At 52.3% G+C, this 25,852-nt stretch carries 25 protein-coding genes; 6 read left to right on the forward strand and 19 right to left on the reverse strand.

Going from position 1 to position 25,852, the window contains the following annotated elements; genetic code table 11:
• Nucleotides 1-1,158: 1,158 nt before the first annotated feature.
• The 5 genes from LKH74_RS06285 to LKH74_RS06310 form a co-directional block, all read right to left on the reverse strand.
• Nucleotides 1,159-2,118, reverse strand: coding sequence for a DUF4097 family beta strand repeat-containing protein (locus tag LKH74_RS06285; RefSeq protein ID WP_287788697.1), 960 nt, complete (start codon nt 2,116-2,118; stop codon nt 1,159-1,161).
• Nucleotides 2,115-2,750: a DUF1700 domain-containing protein gene (locus tag LKH74_RS06290; protein WP_135368612.1), complete on the reverse strand. Its 636-nt coding sequence runs from the start codon at nt 2,748-2,750 to the stop codon at nt 2,115-2,117. Before LKH74_RS06290 ends, LKH74_RS06285 begins: the two co-directional genes overlap by 4 nt.
• A complete protein-coding gene (locus LKH74_RS06295; RefSeq protein WP_135368613.1) occupies nt 2,743-3,060 on the reverse strand; it encodes a PadR family transcriptional regulator in 318 nt (105 codons plus the stop codon). Before LKH74_RS06295 ends, LKH74_RS06290 begins: the two co-directional genes overlap by 8 nt.
• 191 nt (nt 3,061-3,251) lie before the next feature.
• Nucleotides 3,252-4,154, reverse strand: coding sequence for a D-alanyl-D-alanine carboxypeptidase (locus LKH74_RS06300; protein WP_287788699.1), 903 nt, complete (start codon nt 4,152-4,154; stop codon nt 3,252-3,254).
• 271 nt (nt 4,155-4,425) lie between these two features.
• Nucleotides 4,426-5,343, reverse strand: a complete 918-nt coding sequence (locus LKH74_RS06310; RefSeq protein WP_287788702.1) for a hypothetical protein — start codon at nt 5,341-5,343, stop codon at nt 4,426-4,428.
• Between the two features lie 527 nt (nt 5,344-5,870).
• Between LKH74_RS06310 and LKH74_RS06315 the strand changes: the two genes are divergently transcribed.
• Nucleotides 5,871-6,422, forward strand: a complete 552-nt coding sequence (locus tag LKH74_RS06315; RefSeq protein WP_287788703.1) for a cysteine hydrolase family protein — start codon at nt 5,871-5,873, stop codon at nt 6,420-6,422.
• Between the two features lie 60 nt (nt 6,423-6,482).
• Here LKH74_RS06315 and LKH74_RS06320 read toward each other — a convergent pair whose 3' ends face one another.
• The 8 genes from LKH74_RS06320 to LKH74_RS06355 all read right to left on the reverse strand — a co-directional run bounded on the left by LKH74_RS06320 (nt 6,483) and on the right by LKH74_RS06355 (nt 13,660).
• Nucleotides 6,483-7,469, reverse strand: coding sequence for a LacI family DNA-binding transcriptional regulator (locus LKH74_RS06320; RefSeq protein WP_287788704.1), 987 nt, complete (start codon nt 7,467-7,469; stop codon nt 6,483-6,485).
• A gap of 154 nt (nt 7,470-7,623) precedes the next feature.
• The gene (gene hxlB, locus LKH74_RS06325; protein ID WP_287788705.1) at nt 7,624-8,166 is read right to left on the reverse strand and encodes a 6-phospho-3-hexuloisomerase; all 543 of its coding nucleotides are present in this window, start codon (nt 8,164-8,166) and stop codon (nt 7,624-7,626) included.
• Complete coding sequence (locus LKH74_RS06330) at nt 8,166-8,786, reverse strand: orotidine 5'-phosphate decarboxylase / HUMPS family protein (protein ID WP_287788706.1); 621 nt, start codon at nt 8,784-8,786, stop codon at nt 8,166-8,168. The genes hxlB and LKH74_RS06330 overlap by 1 nt, the downstream gene beginning before the upstream one ends.
• Nucleotides 8,786-9,748, reverse strand: a complete 963-nt coding sequence (locus LKH74_RS06335; RefSeq protein WP_135368970.1) for a sugar kinase — start codon at nt 9,746-9,748, stop codon at nt 8,786-8,788. Before LKH74_RS06335 ends, LKH74_RS06330 begins: the two co-directional genes overlap by 1 nt.
• Nucleotides 9,749-9,773: 25 nt before the next feature.
• Entirely contained in the window at nt 9,774-11,063 is a 1,290-nt protein-coding gene (locus LKH74_RS06340) for an SLC13 family permease (protein ID WP_135368969.1), read from the reverse strand.
• Nucleotide 11,064: 1 nt separating this feature from the next.
• Nucleotides 11,065-11,814, reverse strand: coding sequence for a sugar phosphate isomerase/epimerase (locus tag LKH74_RS06345; RefSeq protein ID WP_287788708.1), 750 nt, complete (start codon nt 11,812-11,814; stop codon nt 11,065-11,067).
• Between the two features lie 15 nt (nt 11,815-11,829).
• Nucleotides 11,830-12,084, reverse strand: coding sequence for a hypothetical protein (locus LKH74_RS06350; RefSeq protein WP_135368967.1), 255 nt, complete (start codon nt 12,082-12,084; stop codon nt 11,830-11,832).
• Between the two features lie 289 nt (nt 12,085-12,373).
• Complete coding sequence (locus LKH74_RS06355) at nt 12,374-13,660, reverse strand: CAP domain-containing protein (protein ID WP_287788710.1); 1,287 nt, start codon at nt 13,658-13,660, stop codon at nt 12,374-12,376.
• Nucleotides 13,661-14,023: 363 nt separating this feature from the next.
• Between LKH74_RS06355 and LKH74_RS06360 the strand changes: the two genes are divergently transcribed.
• The 5 genes from LKH74_RS06360 (at nt 14,024) to LKH74_RS06380 (ending at nt 18,836) form a co-directional block, all read left to right on the forward strand.
• Nucleotides 14,024-15,016 carry a C39 family peptidase gene (locus LKH74_RS06360; protein WP_287788712.1) on the forward strand — a complete coding sequence of 331 codons (993 nt, stop codon included), beginning with the start codon at nt 14,024-14,026 and terminating at the stop codon, nt 15,014-15,016.
• A gap of 19 nt (nt 15,017-15,035) precedes the next feature.
• Nucleotides 15,036-16,073, forward strand: coding sequence for a DUF5776 domain-containing protein (locus tag LKH74_RS06365; RefSeq protein WP_287788713.1), 1,038 nt, complete (start codon nt 15,036-15,038; stop codon nt 16,071-16,073).
• 526 nt (nt 16,074-16,599) lie between these two features.
• Nucleotides 16,600-17,118, forward strand: coding sequence for a helix-turn-helix domain-containing protein (locus LKH74_RS06370; RefSeq protein WP_287788715.1), 519 nt, complete (start codon nt 16,600-16,602; stop codon nt 17,116-17,118).
• 168 nt (nt 17,119-17,286) lie between these two features.
• Nucleotides 17,287-18,108, forward strand: a complete 822-nt coding sequence (locus LKH74_RS06375) for an ABC transporter permease subunit (RefSeq protein ID WP_287788717.1) — start codon at nt 17,287-17,289, stop codon at nt 18,106-18,108.
• Nucleotides 18,108-18,836, forward strand: a complete 729-nt coding sequence (locus LKH74_RS06380; protein ID WP_135368962.1) for an ABC transporter ATP-binding protein — start codon at nt 18,108-18,110, stop codon at nt 18,834-18,836. Before LKH74_RS06375 ends, LKH74_RS06380 begins: the two co-directional genes overlap by 1 nt.
• Before the next feature lie 58 nt (nt 18,837-18,894).
• On the opposite strand, the gene LKH74_RS06385 is transcribed toward LKH74_RS06380, so the two are convergent.
• The 6 genes from LKH74_RS06385 to LKH74_RS06410 all read right to left on the reverse strand — a co-directional run bounded on the left by LKH74_RS06385 (nt 18,895) and on the right by LKH74_RS06410 (nt 25,694).
• Nucleotides 18,895-19,764, reverse strand: a complete 870-nt coding sequence (locus LKH74_RS06385; protein ID WP_287788719.1) for an arginase family protein — start codon at nt 19,762-19,764, stop codon at nt 18,895-18,897.
• A gap of 41 nt (nt 19,765-19,805) precedes the next feature.
• Nucleotides 19,806-20,537, reverse strand: coding sequence for a MerR family transcriptional regulator (locus LKH74_RS06390; RefSeq protein WP_287788721.1), 732 nt, complete (start codon nt 20,535-20,537; stop codon nt 19,806-19,808).
• A 117-nt stretch (nt 20,538-20,654) separates the two neighbouring features.
• Nucleotides 20,655-21,788 carry a glycerate kinase gene (locus tag LKH74_RS06395; protein WP_287788723.1) on the reverse strand — a complete coding sequence of 378 codons (1,134 nt, stop codon included), beginning with the start codon at nt 21,786-21,788 and terminating at the stop codon, nt 20,655-20,657.
• Nucleotides 21,789-22,025: 237 nt separating this feature from the next.
• Complete coding sequence (locus tag LKH74_RS06400) at nt 22,026-23,012, reverse strand: aliphatic sulfonate ABC transporter substrate-binding protein (RefSeq protein WP_287788724.1); 987 nt, start codon at nt 23,010-23,012, stop codon at nt 22,026-22,028.
• Nucleotides 23,009-24,535 carry an AMP-binding protein gene (locus tag LKH74_RS06405; protein WP_287788726.1) on the reverse strand — a complete coding sequence of 509 codons (1,527 nt, stop codon included), beginning with the start codon at nt 24,533-24,535 and terminating at the stop codon, nt 23,009-23,011. The genes LKH74_RS06400 and LKH74_RS06405 overlap by 4 nt, the downstream gene beginning before the upstream one ends.
• Complete coding sequence (locus LKH74_RS06410) at nt 24,516-25,694, reverse strand: acyltransferase (protein ID WP_135368700.1); 1,179 nt, start codon at nt 25,692-25,694, stop codon at nt 24,516-24,518. Before LKH74_RS06410 ends, LKH74_RS06405 begins: the two co-directional genes overlap by 20 nt.
• Nucleotides 25,695-25,852: the final 158 nt, after the last annotated feature.

Below are 25,852 nucleotides of genomic sequence, written 5' to 3' on the forward strand. Positions count from 1 at the left end.
TCCCCCGTATTGTCTATAGCTCAAAACCATGCCGTTCTTCACGACCAGAGCCGCTTAATTGGCATCGTTTTTTAGCTGTAGCATTGTCAAATCATTAAATAAGTTGACCACTAACATTGCAGGACTAGATTATCACTATAAATTTCCACTCAGACTCTTCCTGCAGGAACTCAAGTGGTTGGCTAGCGTCCCATTGCTCAAAGCCAATGACCAAAATAGGCTCTTCGGGTTAGTTTGAAAACAATCATAAAATTACTTCTAAATATAATACAGAAATTATAGTATTAATTCAGCAAATGTTCAACATGTAAATATTAACTTATTGTTGAATGTTACTCATGTAATCGTTTGTGCACATTCCTCATTGCTTCTTCCTTATTACCCGACTTATATACTCTTGATTTTCAAGTTGAATGTTCTTTTTTTACGGAAAATGCTTATCGTTAAGTTTTCTTCGCAGCTCCTTCAATATCACGAACTTCCCGTTTACTATCACGAATCGGATTTTATGCCGTTCCATCTACATCAGCTGATCCCTGCTGCATTACAAAACTGATCAGCAGGCCACGTATTTTTAAAAATAATTAAACGTTTACGTTAAAAACAAGCTCAATTGTTTAGCCTTGCTGCGCGGTCAGTTCTGAATAGAAATCATCTTTTTATCTCAAATATACAAAACTATCAGCACCGCCATCCCGATTATTCAGATTAAAACTAGTGAAATTTTAATCAAGATGGGAAATCTGTCCATGATTACATCTAGTAAAAAAGGACTTTCGTCTAAAACCTTTCCAACCGCGATCAAGTAGCCGTTGGGCATTGTGTTGGATATCTTTTTTTCTGAACATAACGTGTCGTCGGCCAGCTGATAGCTACCGAAACCATTGTGACTAACGACCGCAAGTCAGAAAGTACACGTGCTTTACTGTATACAAGACACCACGTGTATGATTGCATCGTCTGAAATATAATCTCCGTCACCGTAAGTGGCCGACCAAAGAGCAATCTTGACGTTAACGTCTCGAGCAGGCGGTTACCCGTCAAATCAGTCTTTATCACAAGCAAAGATTCTGCCAACGACTGCTTTTCTACCGTACTCAAAAAGGCGACTTCGCCTCCCAACGAAATCGCCTCTCAACTCATCTTCTAAAATCCCCACTACTCCGCACTGACCGTCACATCCCCGTCTGCTGACGCCAAGCGATACTGGGCAGCGGCCTTGGGATGGCGCTGGTAACCGCTGTTGTGGACCTTGCCGAAGACCTTGATGTCACCCATATCGGGATCCTTGACCGTGGCCTTGACCCCGGCCGACGGTGCCACGTGAGCGGTGATGTCGCCATCAGCCGTCTTGGCCGTCAACAGGCGGTCCAGGCGGTTGTTCAACAGGTGGATATCCCCGTCATCCGCTTGGAGTTGACCGCCACCAAGGGTGTTCTTGATTACCCGCAGGTCGCCGTTGGCCGCAGACACTTGATTGTGCTGGCTGGTCAAGCGACTATTGTTCAGGCCCACGTCGCCATTTTCGGCCCGCAGCGTCAATTGCCGAGCGCGCAAATTGTTGACCCACACGTCGCCGTTGCTGGATTGCACGTCCACATCACGATCCACCGTGACGTCGTAGAGATGCAGGTCATCACTGATACGCGCGTCAAGGCGTTTGGCCCGTAGCGATTGCATTGATACGGACCAGCCGTGTTTGACGGTAACCGCCGCCAGCTTTTGATCGCGTGGCACGGTGATCAGCACGCCTTGTCGGTAATCGCTGTCGCTAAAGCCAAAGATGGTGTTGCTGAGGTGTTCGGTCGCGTTGCTGCCACTAACCGTCAACGTGCCGTGGTCCACCTTGGTCCGCAATTGTCCTTGGGTATCGCCGAAGCGACTGATCCGCACGCGATTGGTCTCTCCCGCTTCGATAGTCACCGGGGCGTGCGCGTCAATCACGATCTTGTCGTAGGCCGCCGGTTGATAACTTGTCGTGCTGTGGCGAATCACCTCAAAGCGCCGCGCCTGACTGGACCACGCGATGCCCTTGTTGCCGTGATTGAGCCAGCCGATACCCATTAAAATGGCCCCCAGGACCAGTAAGATGATGGCAATTTTTGTCGTTCGTTTCATTGTTTACGCCCCCGTTCTGCCCGACTCCGTGGAATGAAGCGGTTGTAAATCTTCTTGGCCGCCCAGGTTAACGCCCAGGCAATCTTGCTCCCCAACCATTTCAACAGGAGCCAACCAATCCAACTGGCCCCTAATGCCGCCAGGCCGACGCCCAGGTAAAAGATTCCGGTCCACGGCGCCTGCCAAATGGTGGCGATGCCGACGACCACGCCAGCGACGCCGACTAAGATGATACTTAAAAAGACAGCCAACGCCGCAACCAGTAGACTAAACACGACCGCTGCAAACGCGATGAATAGCGCGCCAATTACGATCAAAATCGGAATCGTCACCGGCGTCGACAACAACGCTAAGATGATCAGCCAGACCGTCTTCACGTTGGCCTTGGTCGCCTGGACGGACGACCGTGATTGCGCGGTGTCGCCTTGGTCTTGTTCCGTGAGTTTGATAGAATAATCCGCCAGGACCTTGCGCGCCAGCGACCGGGGGGTGCCCAGCTCGTCGACGGCCTGTTCGTAGGTCGTGATGCCTGCGTCCAATAAGTATTCCCGATAGTATTCGACGACTTCTTGTTGTTCCGCCGTCGTTAGCTGGCCGAGTAAGCGTTGCACGGCCTGAATGTAATCATTCATCTTGGTTGCCCCCTAATAACTTGGTGATGGCCTGGTTAAAGTCTTGCCACTCTGCTTGAATCTCCGCGAGTCGCTCCCGGCCACTGGCGGTCAGCCGGTAGTAACGGCGATTGCGGCCCTGAAAGGGTTCGTCGTAGGTCTCCAACCAGCCATTTTTCTTCAATCGGCGTAAGACCGGGTACAGGGTCGACTCGGAAATGGGAATCAGCGCCCGCACTTCTTGGGTCAGCGTGTAACCGTAATGGTCTTCGCGCGTCAGTAGCCCCAGCACACTGCCGTCTAACAACTCTGTTGGTACCTGAATGGCCATGTGACTGCCTCCTTTTCTGATACTATATCGCGTATAATATCAATTCACTAATAATATACGATAGCGGGTAGCGGTTGTCAAGGTGAAAAATGATTGAGGATGTGAAAAGCGCCTCACGGGTTGGCGTGAGGCGCTTGCTGGTAACTATTCTACTGTAAATTTTGACTTTATTTTGCTGCTCGTCGGCTAACTTACTTGGCCAAGCACAGGCCATAATCGTTTTGAACATTGAAAGCTGTATTGATCGTCCACGGATAGCCGCTCTTAGCCGCACTAACGCCGGTATTATCATTCATGTAAATGCCCAGCTTATAGCCTTGGTTGATCAAGCTGGCAATTTTCTTTTGCGTGTAGCCGTTTTTGACTAAGATCTTGTTGACTTGCTTAGCCTTCTTCGCGTTGCTGGTCAACACCGGATCCATCAGCGCATCCTGAACATAGGTATCAGTGATTGTCCGCGACGTGGTCACTTTAAAGTGTAACTTGGTTAAATCAATCACGTGCTGGTAGTCTTTCAGCGTCATGGCCTGGTAGCCTTTCAACGGCGTGGCCTGGCTGTTAACGTATTGACCCGCAGCGTGTCTGGTTAACGTCAGGTCAACCGTCGCGTTCGGAAAGTACTTTAAGAGCGCTCGCGATAGCTTCTGCGATGGGTTCGTCTTTAGGTATTTAACATACGCCTTATTCGAAGTGAAAGATGGCAAATCCCTGGAAATCGCTGGCGTTAGGTAGCCGTGCCAAACGTACCCAGATACCTTGCCGCCGTACACTTTGTAGTAGACCTTCCCGTTGCGTTTAAAGGATTGCTGAACGTACCAAGTGTGGTAAGGAAAGTTCTTCAGATTGTGCGTTTTCTTAGTGAACTTCTTATTCCAAATGTACGCGGACTTCTGCGTCTGCTTGACCTTGGTGTAATAAACTGGTGCGGCATCTTTGGGCTGCTTCCAGGAATAATTCTTCTTCAACCCGTACTTCCATGGATAGGATGCGGTTATTTTGGCACTTGCTTGCGTCTCCGATTGCAGTAGACCAATCCCCGTAGCCACAGCCAGCAACATCAGCCAAATGGCACCTCTTCTGCTGATTTTAAACAATCACATTACCCCCTAATCTATCATTGTTGCTCGTCTAGAACCGTTTCTCGTTGCTTAATGAGTTCTCTGAGTTCTTGCAGATCCTCCTGGGTGGCCTTATTGCGAATAAAACTACGTGCACTTGATCTGGCACTTAGATACCGCATTCTGTCTTTATTCTTTTCGTTCCACTCTTTATTGGCCTTGGCTCGTGCCTCAGTGTACGCGTTCTTAGCCATAGCGGTTCACTCTCCTCATCCGTTCATTCAAGTCCCCTTTGCGCTAAAATCAGCTACTGCAAATTGGCAATGTACTTTTGCGCGTCCGCCGGCTTAACCGCATTCTCAACATACTGGTCGTTCTTCGCGTTGCCAATGTACGTTTCAGCGATATTCCCCAGGTTAACATAAAAGCTCTTCTTGCCAACCTTGACTGTTATTCTGTAGCCGCCCGGATCCAAATTATAGTTATCATAGCTTCTGAAAACATGGCCTAAGGAGACTTTCAACTTGTATTGGTATGCCTTGCCGACGCGAACCTTCTTAGCGCCGAAGCCCTTCATTGGCTTGGCCAGGTAATAGGTAAAGTTGGTCTTACCGCGCTTGAGCTTTTTGATTTTGACTGACTGCGAGTACTTGCTGTAATTGACTTTCCCCGACTTACTCCGGTAGTTCGTGTAGTCGTTCAAGTAGTTATCAGCGGTAACCGTTAAAAATGGATTTCCAGTACGGTCGCCGTCAAAGTACGATTGCAAATTTTTACTCTGCAAGTCCGGTAGATTTTGAACACCCCGGTATGAAAAAGCCGTCTTCTTGGTGTATGGACCAACAGCAGTCTGATTCTTCCCTTCAAGAACGAAGTAGGCGCTTGGCTGTACTTTACTCAATGATTTAAAAACCCGCTTCTGATTCTTCTTACTAAGATTTTCAATTGCAATGCCGAAGCGACTGGGGAAGTCTGGATTCAAAGTGTACTTGCTCCCCAATACAACGGACCCTTTAGGTAACGTCACTGACTTCTTACCCCCGACAGAAATCTTAACTGCCCGCGTCAGCTTGTGTGTACTCAAGGCCGCCGGCAAGTCCGTGGGTAACTCGCCATTATTATCGTCTTGCATTAATGCACTGAGATTCTTCACACCGACTTGATCAAGCGCTGCATCAATCTGACGACTAGTCGCTGTTTTCTTGTTTTCCCTCTTTTTTAGCATTGTCAGGGTCTTTTTAGTCCCTTTACTCATGGCTGATGCGTTTGTTACGGCCATGCTCCCCGTTACAGCGCCCAGCAACATCAGCCAAATGGCACCTCTCCTGTTGATTTTAAACAATCTCATTACCCCCTAATCTATTTCCTACCTAATAATTGTAACTCAAATTAAAATGGATTAACATCCACCTCGTGGGAAAGACAGCCACCGCCCGCAAAACTACTTGTGTACAATCATTGTAGTGTATTGATTGTTATTTCGCACTAATCTAATTAGCCTGATAGTCGTTACTTTCTGATAATAGCAGCCGTTACAGGGGGCCACACCTTCACAAACTAACTAGTATTACAATTCTTATAGACCCGTTAAGACTCCGTTGCCTTTACTTTTTCACGCTTTACCACACCAAATCCTGCCGGTCATCCCGACACCACAGTTAGTCTTATTAAAAAAACGAATAACGTAATCCGTTGACTTCCCCACCCGGCTTCGGCATACTAGTGAAAACGACTGAAAACGGGGGAATTTTCATGACTAATCAAGCATTGTTGATCATCGATTATACCAATGATTTCGTAGCGGACCAGGGCGCCTTAACCTGCGGACAACCGGGGCAAGCTTTGGCACCTAAGATCGTCCAATTGGCCGAGGAGACTCACGAAAAGGGCGGCTGGGTTCTATTGCCAACCGACGTCCACACGCCCAACGACCCTTACCATCCCGAGACCAAGCTTTTCCCACAACACAACGTTCGCGGCAGTTGGGGGCGGGAACTCTTTGGGCCGCTCAAGGAGTGGTACGCCACTAACCAGTCCGCCGATGACGTCTGGCAATTTGATAAGACCCGCTACAGCTCCTTTGCGGGCACCGACCTCGATTTACGCCTACGCGAACGCCACGTGGACACCCTGATCCTTACCGGTGTTTGCACAGACATCTGTGTGTTGCACACGGCCGTGGATGCCTACAACCTGGGCTACCGCCTCATCATCCCCCAAGACGCCGTGGCCAGCTTCGACCCCGCCGGCCACACCTGGGCGTTGAACCACTTCAAGACTTGCCTGGGGGCGGAATTGATTTAAACTTCATTCAAAAAGAACGGCCACACCAGCATCCAGAAGATGTTTGCGTGACCGTTTTGCTTACTGTAATTTGGCCGGGATAATCATCTTATCCGGCGCGACCTGTTCACCCGCCAGTTGTCGGAGCATGAGTTCTGCCGAGCTGGCACCCATTAAAAAGGGATTTTGGGTAATCAACGTCAGCTTTGGTTCCATCCGGCGAATGAAGTCCGTGTCGGCAAAACCGGTGGCCGTCACGTCTTGATTGTCGATCAGACCGGACACAATCAGATTGGGGAAGAATTCCAGCAACCAACGTTCCTTTAGGGCAAAGACCACCGTCTTCTGGTCGCTCTTGGTAATCAATTGCGTCAGGCGTTGGTGCACGTCACTGTGGTTGTAGGATGTTTCGGATACCTCCAGCACATCCACGTTGTCGGCGGCCGCCTGAATCCCGCGAAACCGTTCCTGCCGCGTCCGACTAAGGGCCAGTTCGGACGTGACCACGACCACGTGTTGGTACCCTTGCTTTTCAAAATACGTCGTCGCCGCCTTGGCTGCTTCGTAGTTGTCCGTGATTACTTGCGGCCACGGGCAAGCGTCCATTTCCCGGTCAACGCTGACCACGGGCATCTGTTGGTGCAAGATTTCCCGCACCGTTTGCGGATTACTAAAGGACTGTAGAATCAGACCGTCAAAACCGCGCGAGCCAATCGCCCGTAACAGGGTCTTTTCCCGCTCAATATCCGCGTTGGCATCCAACAGAACACCGATGTAGCCTTGGCTTTCCAAAATCGAACTGATCCCTTTAAAGAGTTCCGTCGAGAAGTAATCATCCACGTTGGCCACCATCACGGCAATCAGCTTGCTGGACTGGGTAATCATCTGTCGCGCGACCGAATTGGGCACGTATTTCAACTTGGTAATTGCGTCTTGGACCTTATCCGCCGTAGTCTTAGACATGCGGCCCAGATTACCGTTGAGAAAGCGGGAAACCGTCGCAATCGACACGCCGGCCAACGCCGCAACATCCTTGATATTTGCATTTTTGTTTGCTTTCCGTGCCATCGCCTAGTTCGCTCCAATAAGTTAGTTTATGTCGATTACCCCGTTTATCGGGTAACATCATTCATTAGTTTAGCATGGTTTGTCCGTTCCGCGCAAAATTCCGTTTAACAAAAAAACAACGAACCGAGGCCCGTTGTTTTCCGCGTGGTCATTTCTATTCCATATTACTGTGAGTCGCCGCAGCCGAGGCGTTCGACACGTTGTCACGCCGACTTAACTTCAAACACAGAACGTCTAACGTCAAATGCACGCTTTGATCAAATAGCGTACTCAGGAGTTGAATGGACTTCACACCATCCCCACCCTTCGTGGCACCAGGTACCACGATCACGGCTTGGCCGACCTTGCCCAGCGGTGAATCGGCGTGGCTGGTGACGGAAATGACGGTAACCCCGTTAGCCGCAGCCTTTTCTGCCAGTTCCAGGATGCTAGCCGTCTTACCAGAACCAGAAACGGCCAACAACACGTCGCCTGCCTGAACGGATGGGGTAATCGTTTCCCCAATCACAAAGACCGTGTAGCCGATGTGCATCAACCGCATCGCAAACCCTTTGGCCATTAAGCCGGACCGACCCGCGCCCAGTACAAAGATGCGTTTATCCTTTTGAATCAGCTTTTCTGCCTGGTCTAATTGGCTTTCGTCAATCATCCCCATGACTTCATTTACTTCTTGCGTCACTTGTTCAATCAGTGTCATTAGTGCATAACCTCCATAAATTTTTGAGCAGCGGCCACGGGATCGGCCGTCTTGACGATGGCGCTCCCGACGATAACGGACTCGGTAATGCCCTGCGTCGCCAGTTTTTGCGCCATTGCCAGGTCGATACCCCCGGCCACAGAAATGTGCTTGACCGCCGGATACTTGGCGTGGAAATCTGCCACCGTTGCGGCCGCATCAAAACCAGCCCGTGAATCCTTAGCGTGGTGAATTCCGTAGATGGCGTCCGGATGGTCCACGATTTGGGCCGTCTTGGCGTCGGTAATCTCCATCATGTCGATGAACATCTGCTTGCCCCGCGCCTGGGTCAGTTCGTAGACGCTGGTCAGGGTATCTGGCGAAGCCGCACCCATCACGGTCAAAATATCACCGACTGCGAAACCCTTGTCAAATTCATACTCGCCTTCGTCAATCGTCTTTAAATCCAATAACAGCTTGGCGTGCCGCAATTTCGGCAACTGCGCGTGAATCTGTTCCAAACCATAGTCCTTGATCAAGGACGTTCCCAACTCAATAATATCAACCTGTTCGTCTAGCTGGCGAGCCAATTCCACGGCTCGGTCCAAGGTGACGCGGTCAATTGCAACTTGTAAGTCCATTACGCTTCTGCCACTCCTTCTCTTTGATAAAATGCCTGTAACTCTGCTGGAGTCGGGTACCCGTCGTTATCGCCATAAGTCTGCACCTGCAAGGCCCCGACCGCATTGCCGCGCATGACGGCTGACTTCAAGGACTTGTGTTCTAGTAATGCCGTCAAGACACCCATGGCAAACCCATCTCCGGCGCCAACCGTATCGGCCACGTTGTCGACCTTAAAGCCCTTGACCAAATAACTATCGCCGTTATCACGCTTGACGAAGGCGCCCGCGGGTCCGACCTTGACGATGACCACCTTGGTCCGAGCACCTTGCAAATAGAAGTCCGCAATGGTCTCCGGATCAGCGGACCCCATGAGGATTTCCCCCTCTTCAACCCCGGGTAACACGATGTCGGCGTGCCCCGCGAGTTCATTTAGCGTGGCGACCATCTTCTCATGACTAGACCACAGCGTTGGCCGTAAGTTCGGGTCAAAGGTCGTCAAAATATCGGCGTCTTCCAACCGTTGCAAGAGCGTCCGAAAGGCGGCTTCTGCGGTATCGGAAATGGCTGGGAAGATGCCAGACATGTGAGCCGCCTTGACGTCTGATAAATCAATTTGGTCCACGACCGCTGGCGTTAGGTGTGCCGCTGCGGAAGCGCGCCGGTAGTTGTGCGTGGTCGGATTGCCTTGGGTGACGCGGTCCTTCAGCTGAAAGGCCGTCCAGTTTTGCGAATCGCGGCTAATGTAACGCGTTCCCACGTGATGGGACTTGATGGTCTTGATCACGTAGTCGCCCAGGGGCTCTTCGCCTACCTGAGAAACGTAGTCCACGGAATGACCCAGCCGCTGGGCCCCAATCGCAACGTTCAGCTCAGCGCCACCCAAAATTTTATGGAATTCCAGGGCGTCACGCAGGGAAACATCCGGTTCTTTGGAGGCAAACGTCACAATTGGTTCGCCCATCGTTAAAATTTCACTCATCTTAGTTATCCTCTTTTCGAAATATTTAGCCGAAGAAGCAGTACACTAGCAATTCGTTAATAATCGACACGGCCCACATGATGGGTACCCCGTGTTTCAGGAAGTCCTTGGTCTGAACCTTCATATAGTCCAGTCCCCAGACGTTCCAAGACTGGGTAATGTCGGTGGAAACGGCCAGCAAGGTAGGCACGTACAACAGCGGTAGGAGAAAGGCATCGCTGAACAAGCCAATCCCAGACAGAACTGCCGCCGTGGCAGCCCCGGCACCCCAAACGTGAAATGGTCCACGGAACAACGCCAGCGGTGCCAAAATCCCAAAGGCCAAGGCCAGGACCAACATGTTGTGTGGCAATACCGCTTCAAATAACGGCCGGAACCGCACCGCATCCATGGATGCCGCCCCACTGAACATGATTAGAGCCATCAAGAACATGATCAGACCGGCAATATCGCTGATGGCCTGCTTGATGGTGCTGTTCAAGAACGTGACAAATTTTTGATATCCCTTGAATTTGCCGGTCAACAGCATCGCCAGCAAGGTGGCCAGCGTCAGTGCCGGAATCGCATCCCATTTGAATAACATATTCATCAAGACGGGGACGATTGGCACGATGAAGGCCAACTTAGGGACCTTCACGTCGGCAGCCTGTTTGGTCTCCGCGCCGATGATCCGCAGATTTTCGTCGGCCTTGCTGGGGTCGATCTTTTTACGGTGCCAGAAGACAAAGATCATGACGGCGACCAATTGTACCAATGTGGCGCAGACTCCAAAGACCAGATAAGTCCCGCCGTATTGGGCCTTGGGGAAGAACGCCTTGATCTGGTTGTAAAGCACGACGTTTAAGTACATCGGTGCCCCGATGGCCATGGAGAAGGCCGACAGCGCAATGTCGCGAGGCAAACCCACCGACAACATGATGGGCAGTAAAATCACCCCAATAGCAATCACAGAGCCCACGCCGTAAGCACTAACAAAGATGAAAGCCGTGACGATAATGACTAGCAGAATGGCCAACAATGGCCGTTTTTTCCCCACTTGATTGGTGGCTTCGGAAATGGCTGGCGCAATCCCACTGTCGACCAATACCCGGCCGAACCAAGACCCGAAGACAATGTAGATGATGGTCGGCCCGTAGTTCAAGGCGGGTTCGGCGAAGACCTTTTGAATCACTTGGTCCGCCGGAATCTGACCGATGATGGCCCAGAGAATCGCCATGATGAAGAAGCCAATCATCAGGTTGCCACCCTTGACGATGTAATAGATGAAACCAGCGAACGTCAGCAATAATAGGATGGCGCTAATCGTTGAACCCATGCTAATCACCTACTTCCGCCCGCAGCAAGTGTAACTGCTGGGTAATCTCGGCGTCGGTCGCCATTGGGTATTCCAAGGCAAAGTGAACGTCGTGAGGCAGGAGCTTTAGCAATTGGCGCCAATCATAAATACCCGTATCCAGGTCAGCTGTCGTCTGCAGCTGGCCATTTTGGTCACTGGTATTTTTCAAATGAATGTAATGCGTTTCTGCCGCTAATGCGCGGGCAGCCGCGGCGGCATCCCCGTGGGTAAAGGCCCAGTTGCCCAGGTCGTAGACGTAGCCGATGTTGGCCGTCGTGGCCTGATGTGCCGCTGTCAAGAAGGCCTGAATCGCCGCCACTGTGCCAGAAACCGGCGTTTGGTCATTTTCCACGTTCATCTCGATTTGGTCGAGTGGCAGCTGGCCTAATGCCTGCGCCAAGTCACCCGTGAAGCGGTCGAAGTGGCCCGTGTTGAATTTGATTTTAGCAATGCCCATGGCCTGGCCTTCCGCAAAGTAGGTTGGCAGTTGTGGATTCAACCGTCCGTCTGGCAAGAAGACCTCGTCGGGCACACTGTAGTTGACGACAAGGCCCAGCTTCTTAGCCAATTGACCGACAGCGACGGTCTCGTGGGCGATGTCCGTGAAGTATTCGCGCCGAACCTCAATGCCATCGGCGCCCAGGTCGGCCACCTTCTGGGTCAATGCGACTTGTGACGTTCCTTGCTTGACCAACGCTTCAAACACCCACGTATTTAAAATAACTGTCATGATTTTTCCTCCATCTCAGTACTTATTGAGCTGACTGACTCGCTCAAGTAATTGTTCAAAACTCATATCTTTAAACTTAACCGTTTTCATTGCGAAGTTTTGGGCCTCCGCCTGGTTAAAATCGTTAGCCAGGTAAAATGCCGTGAGGTAACTTAACAGGTAACTCTTGGCCGCCGGGGTAATCTGACTGGTCGCAATCCCCGCCTGCGTCGCCGCATTGGCAAATCCACGGGCAAACGCCGCTGAATCAATGACTGTTCTATCTGCCATTTCTGAGACCTCCATCATCATTTCTTTGTTCAAAAGCCAGCTGGTGATTTCATGAGGTTATGGTAAACGTTTTCCCAATCCTTGTCAAACGTTTTTCGCTGGATTACTACGGCTTTAAATCGCATAGGTTGGCTGGACTCCTTGGTGCTACTGATTTTCTTAGGTAAACGTTATCCTAAAAATATTTTTTTCGTTATTGCCAGTGATTCTCCTAAATTGCTTTTAAAAAAACGGGCCCCATCAGCTCAAAATCCGCTGATGAAGCCCGTTACCTATTCATTTTTTCCAATTAATCTTTCAAATCAAACAGTTTCGTCTTGTAAGTCACATCTTGCTGATGCGCAATGTTGCTAATCTTAATCGTGTAGGTATGGTTCCGCTTAATTTTAACAAACGACGGTTCATAGTAAACCGTGGTCCCAAACCAGCCGTAAGCATCCCCACTAATGCCCACCTCAGAAACATGAACATTCTTATGGATCGTATCATCCGTCACCTTAACTGTTGGTTTCGCAGCATTTGATCCCAAATCATGGTCAAATGAGACGGACCAAACCGTATCCGCTGCAGCCTGCTTCGGAAAGACGCCTGCCTTAGGGAAGGCCACCGTTGACGGTGAATAATCACCGTCGTGACTACCAAAGACCTTCAAGTCATTATAGTCACCGACCTGACCAACGCCGACTTTGGCGATACCACCCAAGATCCACTCCCGGTGTCCCGGAACCATGCTTGTCATGTTGTTGCCATCGTTTACGTACCCTAAAATATTGTCGTATGGCTTAGTTAATCCTTCACTCAAATTACTCGAATTCGTCGCATCGGCCCCGCGTTGCCAGTCAGCCTTTGACACGAAACTGGGTCTGTTGAGGCCGACCAACCCGTGAGACAGGCCTTTTCCTGCCGCAGCCAACGTCGCTGCACCATATTGGGCCTCGGTGTTCCACCCAGCATCGGCCGTCACGGGTGACAGGCCGTACATCTTACGGTAAAAGTTAATCGAATCGACCGTCGCGTTCACGTATTTGGCACTCAACTTACCTGGAGCAAAGTGGCCCTTTACGGATGGCTTCTGCACATACATTCCCTTGGTGGTATTGGCAATCTGTTTAAGTTGCTTACGGTACGTCGCAATCTGTTTGCGTTCACTGGCGGTAAAGGCCTTCTTTTCAGCCGCTTTGGCCTTCTTGGCTTTTTTCACCTTCGCCTGATAAGCCGCCGACCGGTGATCGCTATCCTTTAAAATTTTGACATGCTTCTTGGCAACGTAACCCACTAGGTGACCGTTCTTCTTAGCCAGCTGACGATAGCTAACGTGTTTCCCGTTGGTCAATTTTAAGGTATACATGGTGTCAGACCAAAAGATTTTTTGTTTGGTCTTGGACTTCTTCTTCAAATTTAACGATTTATAAATCGGGCCCTTCGTCACGACATATTGCTTCGCCCATGGCGTCGATTGCCAGCCCCAGCTACTGATTTTTGCCTGCTTTTTCGCCTGAGCCGGTGTTGCGCCGCCGACACTCCCGACTGCCAGGGTGACTAAGCCAGCCGCGATGATTCGCGTGTACCATTTCACGTTAATCCCTCCGAATTTCTATGTATTAATTATTTTAACAACATCCTTAATCATACGAGTCTTACTGCCGAAAAGCCATTGCGCCTTGCACACGACACCACACTGAATTCTGCCTGACCATCATCACGTCAAACGCCGCCATCACGCCAATTTGCGGCCCAGGTTCTATTGCAATTCTGCCCTAGCAGCGGTAGAATTGTCCTTGTTAAAACCATTATTCAGGCGGATTATCCGCTCGTGAATGATATATAAAGGTGGCCTGACACATTGTTTTTCGGCTGTGGAAGCGGTAAAATAATCCTTGTTAGGGTATCTATACAGGCATATTATACCTCATCATTACATACAAAGGTGGACACCTCTATGAAAAAGTTAATTGGCGGCTTGGCTGCGCTCAGTCTGGGCCTCTTGCTGGGCACGGCTCCCAGTGGCTTGGCGTACGCGAAAACCGCGTCATCCAGTGCTGCGACCACGACCAGTCAAACGACCACGACCGACCAGAATGCTAGCAGCCAAGAGTCTGAGTCATCCTCGGCATCATCTGAGTCCAGCGCCGAGTCCGAGTCGACGACTAAGCCGAAACCCAAGCCTAAGCCAAAACCGAAACCGACTTATCGCAAGATTTTGAACAAGCGGGTCGTCAACTACTACACCAAGATTGGTGCCAATAAGAAGCATAACTACAAGGTCTACAAGTCCGGTGGTGCCAAATCCTCGGCCAAGAACATGAAGGCCATTTCGACTGGGCGGCATTACGCCAATCGGAAGGTGCACATCACCCGTGAGGAAACCATGGCCGATGGCACCTGGCTGAAATTTACCTACAAGCACACGCAGACCGGTTGGATTCACCGCAACGGGACGGTCAAGTCTTACCGCTGGCTGAATGTTCCCCTGATTGCCCAACGGCCACAACTACCGACCGGTTGTGAAATCACGGCCACGACCATGATGCTGAAATACGCCGGCGCCAAGGTCACCAAGATGTCGTTAGCTAAGGAAATGCCGCGCAGTTCGAACCCGAACAAGGGCTTTGTCGGCAGTCCCTACTCGCGGTCCGGCTGGTGGATCTATCCCAAGGGCCTCATGTCGACCGTGAAAGCTCACCTGGGTTCGGCCAAGAATATGACTGGCGCCTCATTTAAGAAGATGAAGGGCCAAATCAATCAAGGCCATCCCGTTGTCATTTGGGTCGCGGGCGTCGATGGTTTCGTCAACCACGCCATCACGTTGTCCGGCTACAGCAGTAAGCGGGCCTACTACAACGACCCGTGGACCAAGAAAAAGACTAGCATGACGTTGGCCAATTTGCACAATCACCGCAAGCACGACGCTTATCGGGCGCTGAGTTATTAAATTTAAGGAAGCGAATCTCATGAAGAAAACCTGGCTCACCACATTACTCGTCATTGCCGGTTTAGCTAGCGTTGGGGTTACCACCTCTGCACAAGCCAAGACCAGCTACTACACCAAGAACCCCGGTATCATTCGGGTCAAGCAGACGGTCGCCTACTACAAGGACGCTGCCAAGAAGCATCATTTGGCCACGATTCACAAGGGCCACTATGCCAAGATTTCCAAGGTTGTGACGGTCAAGGGTCACGCCCCCGTTTTGAAGACCAACACCGGCAAGTACGTCACGGCCAACAAGGCGTTTGTCGCCAAGACCAAGGGCTACCAAAACCCCAAGAAGTACTACCAAGTCAACTACAAGCAGATCAAGCCTTACGGTAAGGTCGGCTACACCGTCAAGCGCGGCTACGAAGGCATCAAGACCTGGAAGATCATGCGCCGCTTAGGCACGGCCAACGGTTATAACAAATATAATTCTGTGACGGTTTACGCCGTAAAGAATTTCCAACGCAAGCACCACTTAAAGGTCACTGGAACCGTCAACAAAAAGACCTGGGTCAAATTAGGCTTCTCCAAGTCCAGCTGGACCAGCATTGATTCCTACGTGGCCCCACTGGGTGCGCACGCCTGGAATGGCCGCAAGGAACACGTCGAAGCCATGATCAAGCAAGCCTACAAGTACAAGGGCAACCCATATTTGGTTGGCTCCTCATCCAAACCTATTTACGGCACGGACTGTTCTGGACTGGTCATGCAGGCCTTGTACGCTGGGGGCATCAACCCCAAGCCAGTGAGCGCCATTCACCACGCCTTCCCGGGCAACGAATGGAACTCACGGAACCTCTGGGCTAGCAAGAAGTTCCAGCACGTGGCCTACAGTCACAAACGCCGCGGCGACCTGGTCTTCTACTATCAACCAGGGACCCACACGATTTGGCACGTGGCCCTGTACTTAGGTAAGGGCAAAGTTATCGAAAGCTGGCCACCACGCATCATGGTCCAACCGATCAAGAACGGACAACGTTCCTACGTCGCGGGCATTGCGCGGGTATTCCACTAAAGATTAATGATTAAGCGGTCACACCTATTGGGGCGTGGCCGCTTTTGTTGTGGCATTTATCTACCTGAGATAGTTCTCATAGCGGGGACTGGCCGCCTCCAGCTCGCCAAATATGAGTTGGAACGCGGTGGGCGGACCGGACCGAGCCTGAAACCCGGTCTCGGCCTCGCTTTGAGCCGAAGTTCACGTCTCAAAGACGCCAGTTGCCTAAGCGGCATGAATCGCGCCGCCAAGGCAACTCCCACGGCTGAACTCATATTGGGCGAACTTCCGGCTACAGAACCGATGCCAATAACAATTTGCTTAGCCTGTGATAACTATTAGCTGGCCGACTACCTTCTAATAAATCGATCTCGCTAAGAACAACTAGGATGGGTCCGGCTGCATCAGTGCTAGTGTCTGGCATTAATGAGTAAAAGCTAATTTCAATCTTTGAAGAGTATTTAATCATCATCAATCGTTATTCTATGTTATTCTACAGTAACGAGCATTATCGGTTCTACCATCCCTAGAAAAGAGGCCGCTCATGAAAATCATCAACCACATTACGTCAACCGATATCACCGGCAATGAGATTGCCTATACCGTCATCGCCGTTCAAGAGACTGCCATGATTGCCGGTGACCCACTGGAAAATACACACTATTACTGGGTCCCGGCCGGTGCTGACCTAAACGACACCGCTAATTATCTGGAACCGCTGGATCAGATTGACCAGAACTTTGACACTGATTATCAGCTTTACCGGGAACAATATGGCTTTTTGTTCCCAGAAGAAATCAAGGCCGCCCGCGCGGGACTGGGATTAACGCTCCGTGAAACGGCGTTGTTGTTGGCTATGAGTTTTAGTACATTATCCAACATTGAGAATGGCCTAGTCCTACAGTCGCTCGATCAAGAAATCAAGTTACGCCTGCTCACCCAACCAGCTGCCCTCACCCAGCACGTTCGCCAACACCAGCAACTGTTTGTGTCACGGGCCACGCGCCAATCGCTCGATGCTAGAAAACTTTTCGCCAAATTACACCTACCACTGCCCCAATGACGGTCCAGCGAGCCGCCCATCCCACCTTTCTAAGAAATTCTTATTTAACACTTAGAAAACGGCAATAGTTGTGACCCGAAATTACTTGTAAACTACGGGTAGGCTGGCGGTCGTCATCGGCACCGCCTCCCTTTAAACTTGTCATTATTGCCTAGGAGGCTCATTTTCATGCAAAAATCTGTTGCCCTGTCCCCCGCGCTTCCGCCAAAACCGAAGTCGCGGTCCTTCTCATTTAAAGGGTTCTTACCATTTTTGATTCCCGTGCTCGTCGTCGTTATCTGGCAGCTCAGCAGTAGTCTAGGGTGGCTGTCGACCAACATCTTGCCGTCACCGTGGGCCGTCTTAAAGGACGGTGTCAAGCTGACGCAAACGGGCGAACTGCCTAAGAACATGAGTATCAGTCTGTACCGGGCTACCTTAGGGTTGGTGATTGGTGGTGGATTGGGCTTCATCCTGGGCTTTTTAAACGGGATGTCCAATACGGCACGCCTGCTGTTCGATTCCTCCATCCAAATGGTCCGCAACGTGCCCCACTTGGCGCTGATCCCGCTGATCATCCTGTGGTTGGGGATCAACGAATCCGCCAAGATCTCGCTGGTGGCCATCGGGACCATGTTCCCGGTCTACATCAACACCTTCAACGGGATTCGTAACGTCGACCCGGACCTGATTGAAATGGGTAAGTCCTACAATTTATCCAAACGTGAACTATTTCAAAAGATTATCTTCCCCGCAGCCTTACCACAAGTGCTGGTCGGCGTGCGCTACGCCCTGGGTGTGATGTGGACCACGCTGATTGTGGCCGAAACCATTTCCGCCAACTCCGGTATCGGCTACATGTCGACCAACGCCGAAGACTTCGTGGACATGGAAACGGTCATCTTGTGTATCGTGATCTACGCCATCCTCGGGAAGATTTCTGACCTGGTCGCCAAGAGTTTTGAAACGCTCTTCCTCGACTGGCAGACGCTGGGAAGGAGCAATAACTAATGACCACCAAACCAGAAATTACCATCGACCACATCGGCAAGGATTACGGCCAAATCACCGCGCTAGGCGACGTCAGCTTTAACATCGAGCCTGGCGAATTTCTCGCCCTCGTCGGCATGAGTGGTGGCGGGAAAAGTACCCTGCTGCGGATGATTGCCGGCTTGGAAACGCCCACGCGCGGCCAAGTCCTGTTCAATCACCAGACCCGCGAAGACTCCGCAGTCGTCATTCGCGTGATGTTTCAAGAAGACCGGCTGTTGCCATGGATGACGGTGCTCGACAACCTGTCGTTTAAGAGCCACGACGCCCAACAACAGGCCGAAGCCAAGAAGCTCTTGCACTTGGTCGACTTGGACGAATACGCCCAACAGTTCCCCAACCAGTTATCCGGTGGGCAAAAGCAACGGGTCGCTCTGGCCCGCGCCTTGATGTCGCATCCGCAAGTCCTGTTGCTCGACGAACCGCTGGGCGCCTTGGACGCCTTGACTCGGCGGAAAATGCAGGACCTGATCCTGCGCATCTGTGAGCAACAACAGCTCACGACCATCCTGGTCACCCACGACGTCAACGAAGCCGCCCGCATGGCGGACCGCATCGTGGTCATGAAACACGAGACCAACTACGCTGAATTCAACGGCCCCGCCGACCGTCACGACGCCGGCCAAGTCGGCCTGGTCGCCGAAGACGTGCTCGACGCCATCTTGCACGACAAGGTACCAGAATCTTAAAATTGCGATGAAAAGTCCCAGTCACGGGTTGCGCCGGTGGCTGGGACTTTTTTGGGTGCTATTTAAAAATAGCGATCTCACGCAACGCATGCCGCAAGTTAATCGCGTCCCACGGCATGTGCTCGGCAATGCTGAAGCCCACGATGTCTGCCTGTTGACTGACATCGTGCATGACCCGCACGATTTGGCGCAGCGCCATTTGCCCAACGGCAGCACCGAAGTCACTGATAGCCGTGTGGGGTTGGGCCGGTAGAATCGAGCGGAAATCCGCCGGTGTCAAGACATCGAGGTCAAAATGGACCGCCAGATGTGTCAATTGTTCGGCTGCCAGCCAATCCAGAATCGACTGACTGTCGCTGGCCAGGTCTTCCGGCGTGGCGTAGCGAATTCCCAGCGCGTCGACGGCCTGATCCATCGGCCGCAACGCCGCGTGGTCCAAACCACCGTACATCAGCTGCCGCGGCAAGATAGGGTTGGCAACGGCCTTGCTGAAGTCAGGGTCGCCCTTGCCCAACAGGTTAGCCACCACCATTTCGTGCACGTGTTGGGACGTGCTGGGGTCGGCGATGTCCGGGTGCACGTCTAACCACAGCACACCCAGGCGCTCGCCGTATTTGCCGCTGAGATAGTCAAAAGGCGCTTCTGAGATAGAGCAATCTCCGCCGGCCGTAATCACGCGGTCCGGTTGCTTAACGTCTAAAATCGACTTGGTCTCGGCCATCTGCTGTAACAGCACCGGCTTGCCAGCCACGCCATCAGTGGCCGTTTGGCTGGCCGCCAAGTTTGTCGACACCGGCACGTGAATCGTCTCGACCTGGTCGTCTGGCGGTAAGACCTGCGCCAACAATTCTGCCCCAAACAAATAATCTGGATTGACGCCACCTTGCCATTGCGGCAAGATCAGCCGCACGGTTCGTTGCTCACTCATCAAAATTCCACCCTTCTGTGAAGTCTGTCACTAGCTTCAGTTTAGGGGTTCAGGGCATCTTTGGCAATCGTTTCCACACAAAAATCCGTTTGACCACAGTGCGGACAGGTCAGCTTGCGGGTGCGTGGACTGTGGCCGGCCCAAAAGGCTTGCCAGAAGCGCGGTTGAAAGGTCGTGTGGCAGTGCGGACAGGTGTAGGCCACTTGCAAAAAGTAGTGACGCGTCAGGCCAATTGCCACCAGTACGGCCACGAGCATGGCGCCACCAAAGACCCACCAGTTGCCGGTCAGCCAGGAATAGACCAACCCAGCAATCTCCAAGGCGTCCATCACCAGACCACCACCCACCAAGCGTAAATGAACTTGACGTAAAGCACGCTGATTTGCCATTAGTCGATCCATGTCCTGAATGGATTTGAGGGGTAAATCGGCCGCGCCGGTCAGGCTCTTGCGGACTGCCGTCACGGTTTTCAGCTGCGCCACCGCCTGGTCACGGTCATGTTCCAGCCGCTGGGCCTGTTCCGCTAACAGGAGCTCCAACACCGGTTGGGCGTTGTCGCTGGTCAAAATTTCCCGAATCGCCGCCAACTTTAAGCCCATACTCTTCAACAATAAAATCAGCTTGAGCGTCGCGGCATCGTCTGCCGTATAGATGCGGCGGCCGCCTTCACTCGTGGCCGTGGGTTTTAACAGGTCCTTTTGATCATAGTACTGTAGCGTTCGCACGGAAATACCGGTGCGTTTGGCTAATTCCCCCGTCGTGTAAGTGGACATGAATCTCACCTCCTGAGTCTAGTTATAGTGGATGACGCGGCGTGATGAGCAAGGAAAATGTATTTATTTCCCGGGTTAAGTTGGTAATGTCCCACCATTACCGATTTATTTCCCGGGTTATTTTCCCAATAGGAACGCTCGCATGGCCGTCATTCCCGCCTGGGCCAAGAGTTCAGGCGTTTGGGCAATAGCCCGGGCAACCGACATCGGCGCCATGGTCGAGGACAGGACCAGATCGACCCCGGCGGCGTATACGGCCGCGAGGTCTTTCCCGACGCTACCGGCTACTAAAATGACCGGCTTGTCCTGCTGCTTGGCTAGCCGTGCGATTCCGATTGGCGCTTTACCCATCAGTGACTGGCCATCGATTTGGCCTTCCCCACTGATGACCAAGTCCGCCGTCGCGATTTTTTCCGCCAAGTGGGTCAACCGCAAGATTTCCTGAATCCCCGGTTCCAGTCGACCACCCAAAAAGGCCAATAACCCAAAACCAATCCCCCCGGCGGCACCAGCACCGGGAACCGCGCCCCAATCCGTTCCCAACTGCGTTTGACACAGATGCTGTAAGTTTACTAACCCGGCATCGAGTTGGGCAACCACGGCTGGCGTCGCACCCTTCTGGGGACCAAAGACGGCCGATGCGCCTTGCTGGCCAGTCAATGGATTCGCCACATCCGTTAAACCAATGATTTGTGTGTCGGCCAGTCGGGCATCAAGCTGACTCAAGTCAATGGTCCTGATATTTCCCACTGCCGCACCAGTCTGGTCGATCAGCGCGTGCTGGTCATCGTAAAATCGCGCACCTAGGGCTTGAGCCAGGCCTACACCGCCATCGTTGGTGGCACTGCCACCGAGGCCCAGATACAGCGTCGTCGCCCCCGCATCCAGAGCCGCTTGGATGACCTGACCGACGCCATAACTCGTAGTCGCCAGTGGATCTAACTGATCACGGGAAACTTGGGTAATGCCGGCACCCTCCGCGACTTCTAAAATGGCCACGTGATCGGCCAGCAGGCCCCAATGTGCCGTCATGGGCTGGCCCAGTGGTCCTTGAATCGGCGTCGTCATGACCTGGCCCCCAACAGCGGTCAACACACTGGTAACCGTCCCTTCGCCGCCGTCCGCAATGGGTACCGCCTCGACCTGGGCCGTGGGTGCCACCTGTTTAATGCCCCGGGTTAAGTACGTCGCCACTTCTTGGGAGGTTGCACTGCCCTTAAACGAATCCGCCGCTATTACGATTTTTGTCATCCTACGCCACTCCTTCATTAGATAGCCCCATTATACCGCATTGCCTCCTTGCATCAGCTACGCCTTATCCCACCATCACCAATCACCAAATACCCTTAAGTATCCCTTAATTTTCCCAAATCCCCCGCACAAACGCCCCACCAATTTCGTTAGTACCAGTAGACGCCACTTTTTGGCAACGCCAAAAAGGGCCGCCAACTCACAGATTGGCGACCCACATGTCCCAGCGAACTGACCCTACTTCAGGTAGGTCACAGCGCTGCTAACATTAATTTTTTTGGTTGTAATGCCGTTCTTATAGAAGTTATCGGCCATTTCTTGTTGTTCCTTGATAACGCTGGCGTACATGCCCCGAATGCTGTAGCGGCGGCGGTCAACCATTTTCTTGACCACTGACTTCTTCAGCTTCAGCGACTTACTGAGCATGGTCGTCAATTGCTTGTGGTGCGTATCGGCCCAGCGCATGTCGTCTTCCAGGTATTTGACCAGATATTTCGACACGGTCTTGTGCGACTTGGCGTAGGATTGCATCGATAAAATGTAGTCCCGGTTGTTACTCATACCGACCCCATTGCTCAAGGCCTTGGCATTTTGCGTCAGCTCGGCTTGAGCCGTGTACGGATCCCAGGTGACCCAAGCATCGATCTTACCCTTAGCAAAGGCGACACTGGCCGCCGATTGGTCCATGTTGACCCAATCTACGTCATTGACTTCCAGACCGGCCTTCACCAGCAGCTGGAGCAGCAGGTATTGCGAACTGGTCCCTTTGGTATAGGCGATCTTCTTGCCCTTCAAGTCCTTCAGCGAGTCGATGCCGCTGTTCTTCTTGACCAGGATGCCGGACCCCTTGGCCTTGGTCGACCCGACGCCGACATAGGCCAGCTTGGTTCCGGCCGATTGGGCCGTGACGGGCGGCGTATCCCCGGCCCGGGCATAGTCGATACTCCCGGACTTCAGGGCCTGCATCAGCGCGTTGCCGTCTTGGAATTGCTTGAGAACCAGGCGATAGCCCTTAGCCTTCATTTTCTTGACCAGCTTGCCGCGTTGCTTGGCGATATCAAAGGGATCTCCCTTTTGATACCCGACCGTGACCGTGGTTAATCCGTTGGTGTGACTGCTCTTGGCGCCGTCCGTTTGCCGGTAGCCGTAATAGGCGACCCCGACCCACAGAACCAGCACGATACCGACCAGCCATTTTAAAAATGTCCGCTTGGTCCGACTCATGCGCTAGCACCTAATTTCACCGGATCGTTTACGACCAGGTCCCGTAACTTCGGCCGCAAGACCTTACCCGTGGCGTTGCGCGGGTAATCGCGAACGAACAGCACGTGCTTCGGTTGTTCGTAGCCGGCCAAGGACTTCTTGGCTTGGTCGAAAATGGCCTGTTCTTGATCCGCTTGGCTGCCGCTGTTCGGCCGACTGATGACGACCGCCGTGACGGCTTCACCGTACAGGTCGTCAGGCGTGCCAATGACCGTGACTTCCTTAATGAAGTCCAGTTCACTCAAGACGTTTTCCACCCGGGCTGGGGCGACCTTTTCGCCACCCACACTGATGATATCCTTCTTCCGACCGTTGATGTAAAGGTAACCATCGTCGTCGAAGTAGCCCAGATCCCCGGTCAAGAACCAGCCGTCCTTGAAGGAATCGGGGTGCGGATCGAGGTAAGATTTGATGACGTGATCGCCCCGCACCGCAATCTCACCGGATTGTCCCGGCGTCGTGGTGAATTCGCCGTCGATCAAGATAGCCATGTCGGTACCCACCGGCAAGCCCACGGAGCCGACCTTCGGCTTGTCAAATGGGTTCAACGTGCATTGACTGGCGGTTTCGGTCATGCCGTAGCCTTCCAAGATGCGGGTGTGGTAGGTGTCTTCGAAGTCCGTCAACTTTTCTAGCGGCAAGGAGAACGACGAGCACCGGACGAAACGCAAGTGGGTCTGGTCGTTGTAAGCGGCCTTGGCCTTGTCGTTTAACAACAAGATGTTGATGATGGTTGGTACCACGGAGGCCCAGGTCACGCCGTTATTTTGGACCTGTGGCCAGAAACGACTGGCTGAGAACTTAGGCGTGATAACCATTTTACCGTCGGACAGGCGCGTTGATAAGACGGAAACGACCTGCGCGTTGATGTGGAACATCGGCATGGTGATCAGCGTCGTGTCGGCGGCCGTCAACCGGTGAGCGTCGATGTCGTGTTGGGCACCGTGACGAATCAGGTCGTGGGTCAACCCCACCCGCTTCGGCTTCCCGGTGGTCCCGGACGTGTGCAAGATCAGCGCCAGGTCCTCTTCGGTCGGCGTCGCAGCCACGTGGCCGGCAACCGCCATGTCCCGGATGACCGTCAACTTATCGGCGGTGTTGAGCGTCAAGTCAGCGCGTTGCGTTTGCCGATCTGCCAAGACAGCGTCGACCAGTTCGTCGGCCACGATGACCGCCGCGTAGTCGTGTTCCTTCAGGTCAGCCAACATTTCTGCCGCTGGCGTGTTGGCGGAAACGGGGTTCATGATGGCCCCGATTTCCCAGATGGCTTGCGTCAAGACGGGGTACATCCCCGAGTTCGGCAAGCACACGTAGATGACGTCGCCGTGGCCCACGTGCAAGCCGCGCAGTTGATCGTCGAGTTGGTCGACGTCGGCCGCGAGTTCCGCGCCGGTGTACCACTGGTCGCGGGCCTCGTCTTTAATGATCTGGTCATTAGCATGTTGTTTTAATTGATTGGTTAATTTAAGCGTTACTTTTGACATGTGAACGTGCTCCTTTCGAGAACAGGTGCCATTGTGGCCGACCAATCAGGATACCAAATGGCGGTACCTTGAAGCAGAACCACGAAATCAGCAGAGCGCCACCGGCCACGAACAGGTAGCCAACGGGCAGCAAGAGTAATAGCAGCCATGCCGGTAAGCTGATGTGGGCCAAGATGGCATTTAAGGCAAAAATCGGTAAACTTTGACACAGGTAGATCCCGAAGGAAACCTTGGAGAAGGCTTGGATCAGGTTGTCTAGCCAGTCTGGTAAGCCGTGTTGGCGCGCCTTGGCGTACTGCAGACCGAACCAGAGAACAAATAAAATCATAAAGCAGTCGTAAATGAAGATGAACGGCTGGTGCACGGAGAAGATGGCCTTGCGACTCAGCTGCAAGATGTCGCGGTCCCCGAAGAATAAGAAGACCGTACCGATGGCCATCAACCCGGCCATCCAGTTGATGAACTTGTGGTGCTTTTCAATAAAGGCGACCACATCGTCGTAGTGAATGGCGACAAAGCCCCCGACCACAAAGTAGAACTGGTAGACAAAGACGTTGTTACCATACGCGCGGAACCACCAGAGCCAGTTGCTGGTGTCGATGTGGGGCAACCAATATTTGATGCCCGTGATCAAGAACAGCTGCACCCCGGCACTAATGCCGATAATGGCGAAATGGTGATCCGGAAGTTTCTTAAACATATAGACGATCGCGGGGAACAACAGGTACAGCTGGAAGGTAACCACAATATAGTACATGTAATACTCATTCCCATACTGCAACGCGTTGCCCAAATGAGCCCAATACTTCGGCCAATCGATGCCGCCGCTGGCAATCAACGTCGCGACGATCATGATGATGGCGTTCCAAGCAATGTAGGGGACCCCGGAACTGATGTAGCGTTTTTTCCAAAATCGTAACCACTGATGATCGCGGTTGTAATAATTCAGGACCAACACTAACCCGGTCATGAACATAAAGCCCATCCGCGTAAAATGCAGGGCCAAGTGGGTCGCTTCTAACAATAATTGACTATTCGTGGTATCGACCAAGCGGTTCTCAAATGCCGTCGTGGTGTGATTGAGCAACACCCCACCGATGAACATGACCCGCATGAGATCAACCTCATGTAAATACCGCCGTTTTTTCCGTTCGGCCACGGTCTCACCTCTTCTAACGGGTCGCCCCGTAATTAATACGCCTTTAGTTATATCATTCGATTAACCCTGACGTCCTGATGGTTTTCTAAACAGAAAATAAGAATTTCTTAGATAACCTCATTTCTGGCTTAAAAAGACCAGTCACCGTTTACATTACA

Origin of the sequence: Levilactobacillus sp. (assembly GCF_022646225.1) — a bacterium.
In the GTDB taxonomy this organism is placed as follows: domain Bacteria; phylum Bacillota; class Bacilli; order Lactobacillales; family Lactobacillaceae; genus Levilactobacillus; species Levilactobacillus suantsaiihabitans.

Bases quoted from the DNA above. Each gene is read 5' to 3' on its own strand.
- LKH74_RS06365 (WP_287788713.1), top strand. From the start codon at position 15,036: ATGAAGAAAACCTGGCTCACCACATTACTCGTCATTGCCGGTTTAGCT.
- hxlB (WP_287788705.1), bottom strand. From the start codon at position 8,166: ATGACACTGATTGAACAAGTGACGCAAGAAGTAAATGAAGTCATGGGG.
- LKH74_RS06345 (WP_287788708.1), bottom strand. From the start codon at position 11,814: ATGACAGTTATTTTAAATACGTGGGTGTTTGAAGCGTTGGTCAAGCAA.
- LKH74_RS06385 (WP_287788719.1), bottom strand. From the start codon at position 19,764: ATGAGTGAGCAACGAACCGTGCGGCTGATCTTGCCGCAATGGCAAGGT.
- LKH74_RS06295 (WP_135368613.1), bottom strand. From the start codon at position 3,060: ATGGCCATTCAGGTACCAACAGAGTTGTTAGACGGCAGTGTGCTGGGG.
- LKH74_RS06400 (WP_287788724.1), bottom strand. From the start codon at position 23,012: ATGAGTCGGACCAAGCGGACATTTTTAAAATGGCTGGTCGGTATCGTG.
- LKH74_RS06395 (WP_287788723.1), bottom strand. From the start codon at position 21,788: ATGACAAAAATCGTAATAGCGGCGGATTCGTTTAAGGGCAGTGCAACC.
- LKH74_RS06290 (WP_135368612.1), bottom strand. From the start codon at position 2,750: ATGAATGATTACATTCAGGCCGTGCAACGCTTACTCGGCCAGCTAACG.
- LKH74_RS06360 (WP_287788712.1), top strand. From the start codon at position 14,024: ATGAAAAAGTTAATTGGCGGCTTGGCTGCGCTCAGTCTGGGCCTCTTG.
- LKH74_RS06350 (WP_135368967.1), bottom strand. From the start codon at position 12,084: ATGGCAGATAGAACAGTCATTGATTCAGCGGCGTTTGCCCGTGGATTT.
- LKH74_RS06330 (WP_287788706.1), bottom strand. From the start codon at position 8,786: ATGGACTTACAAGTTGCAATTGACCGCGTCACCTTGGACCGAGCCGTG.
- LKH74_RS06375 (WP_287788717.1), top strand. From the start codon at position 17,287: ATGCAAAAATCTGTTGCCCTGTCCCCCGCGCTTCCGCCAAAACCGAAG.
- LKH74_RS06285 (WP_287788697.1), bottom strand. From the start codon at position 2,118: ATGAAACGAACGACAAAAATTGCCATCATCTTACTGGTCCTGGGGGCC.
- LKH74_RS06405 (WP_287788726.1), bottom strand. From the start codon at position 24,535: ATGTCAAAAGTAACGCTTAAATTAACCAATCAATTAAAACAACATGCT.
- LKH74_RS06320 (WP_287788704.1), bottom strand. From the start codon at position 7,469: ATGGCACGGAAAGCAAACAAAAATGCAAATATCAAGGATGTTGCGGCG.
- LKH74_RS06380 (WP_135368962.1), top strand. From the start codon at position 18,108: ATGACCACCAAACCAGAAATTACCATCGACCACATCGGCAAGGATTAC.
- LKH74_RS06315 (WP_287788703.1), top strand. From the start codon at position 5,871: ATGACTAATCAAGCATTGTTGATCATCGATTATACCAATGATTTCGTA.
- LKH74_RS06310 (WP_287788702.1), bottom strand. From the start codon at position 5,343: ATGCTAAAAAAGAGGGAAAACAAGAAAACAGCGACTAGTCGTCAGATT.
- LKH74_RS06335 (WP_135368970.1), bottom strand. From the start codon at position 9,748: ATGAGTGAAATTTTAACGATGGGCGAACCAATTGTGACGTTTGCCTCC.
- LKH74_RS06370 (WP_287788715.1), top strand. From the start codon at position 16,600: ATGAAAATCATCAACCACATTACGTCAACCGATATCACCGGCAATGAG.
- LKH74_RS06390 (WP_287788721.1), bottom strand. From the start codon at position 20,537: ATGTCCACTTACACGACGGGGGAATTAGCCAAACGCACCGGTATTTCC.
- LKH74_RS06340 (WP_135368969.1), bottom strand. From the start codon at position 11,063: ATGGGTTCAACGATTAGCGCCATCCTATTATTGCTGACGTTCGCTGGT.